Origin of the sequence: Streptomyces alkaliphilus (genome assembly GCF_014141535.1) — a bacterium.
In the GTDB taxonomy this organism is placed as follows: Bacteria; Actinomycetota; Actinomycetes; order Streptomycetales; family Streptomycetaceae; genus Streptomyces; species Streptomyces alkaliphilus.
In genome coordinates this window covers 1-1,195 of sequence record NZ_VKHT01001273.1, presented here as the reverse complement: position 1 = coordinate 1,195, position 1,195 = coordinate 1, and the positions used below count along the sequence as shown (strand labels likewise).

Here is a 1,195-nt window from a genome sequence, read left to right as displayed (position 1 = left end):
GTGTCAGGGGACGGGGATGCCGCGGCACGCCTCGGCGTGGGCGTTGGCGTCCCGCTCGGCGTCGGCGAGGTACTGGAAGCCGTCGCCCAGGCCCGGGCAGCCGCGGCACTCCCAGGTGTAGGAGCGCGGCTCCCACTCGGTGCCCCGGTCGATGACGTCGGTGGTCAACGCCCGGTCGGCCAACACCTGTCCGGCGAGGGTGAGGTACCGGGCGCAGGTCTCGGGCTCGGTGACGACGGTGCGCGCCTCCTCCCACCGCTCGCGGGCGGCGCGGTACATCCGCACCAGGAACTCCCGGTCGGGGGAGCCGTGGGGGATGGTGTCGGTGGGGACCTCGGGCATGGCCGGCTCGGGCTCGGTGCCGTCGAACGGGCTGAACTCGAAGTCGATGCCGCCCGCGGGGGTGGTCTCGGCGCGGACGAAGTGCGGGTGGTGGTACCCGCGGGTGGTGTCGGTGAAGGCGTCGGCCCAGGTGGCGTAGTGCTGGGTGGTCATGGCGGTTCTCCCTTGGTCGGTCAGGCGGGGGTCTGCCGGGGGGTCCAAGGCAGCGGCAGGCCGTCCCCGGTCTCGCGGGGCACGATGTGCAGGTGCAGGTGGAACACGGTCTGCGTGGCCGGGGCGCCGACCGAGGTGATGAGGTTGCAGTCGTCGCCGGTGTGGGCGATGACCTCGGCGGCCCGCCGCATGACGGCCGCGGACACCTCGGGGTCGGCGGCGGCGTCCGGCACGTGCACGCGGGGGATCACCAGCCAGTGGCCACCGACGACCGGGTTCAGCGGCACGATCGCGATCGCGTCGGGCCAGGTCCGCATCACCGTCGCCGGGGCGGTGCCGGCGACGATCGCGCAGAAGGCGCAGTTCATCGGTCGCCCCGGTTGCCGGTGCGCTTGGACACGGTCCGGACGTGCTTCGCGCCCGGGTTGCGCTCCAGTGCCTCCTTCGCGACGGCGCCGGCGACGCCGTCCTGTCCGCAGCCGTCGACGTCCAGGGCGGACGCGCGCTCGGTGAACGTCTTGCCGTCCTTGCCGCGGAGGGTGACTTCGAGGTCGTAGGCGTCGACGGCGCGCTTCTTCTTTCCGAACATGGGAGGGCTCCTTCGGTGGTCGGGCCGGGCTTTCCGGCTCCCCTCACCGCCCGCACGGGTCGGGCGGATCGGGCAGCCGTCAGCGGCGGCGGATCAGGGAACGGCGGGCGG

General features: G+C 73.7%; 3 protein-coding genes. All 3 read right to left on the bottom strand.

Features of this window, described 5'->3' with window-relative positions; genetic code table 11:
• Nucleotides 1-3: 3 nt before the first annotated feature.
• The 3 genes from FNQ90_RS28270 to FNQ90_RS23910 are packed head-to-tail and all read right to left on the bottom strand — an operon-like array spanning nucleotide 4 to nucleotide 1,084.
• Entirely contained in the window at nucleotides 4-495 is a 492-nt protein-coding gene (locus FNQ90_RS28270; RefSeq protein ID WP_182608253.1) for a hypothetical protein, read from the bottom strand.
• Between the two features lie 20 nt (nucleotides 496-515).
• On the bottom strand, nucleotides 516-863 hold the full coding sequence (locus FNQ90_RS23915; RefSeq protein ID WP_182608252.1) for an HIT family protein: 348 nt from the start codon (nucleotides 861-863) through the stop codon (nucleotides 516-518).
• The gene (locus FNQ90_RS23910; RefSeq protein WP_182608251.1) at nucleotides 860-1,084 is read right to left on the bottom strand and encodes a hypothetical protein; all 225 of its coding nucleotides are present in this window, start codon (nucleotides 1,082-1,084) and stop codon (nucleotides 860-862) included. The genes FNQ90_RS23915 and FNQ90_RS23910 overlap by 4 nt, the downstream gene beginning before the upstream one ends.
• Nucleotides 1,085-1,195 lie beyond the last annotated feature (111 nt).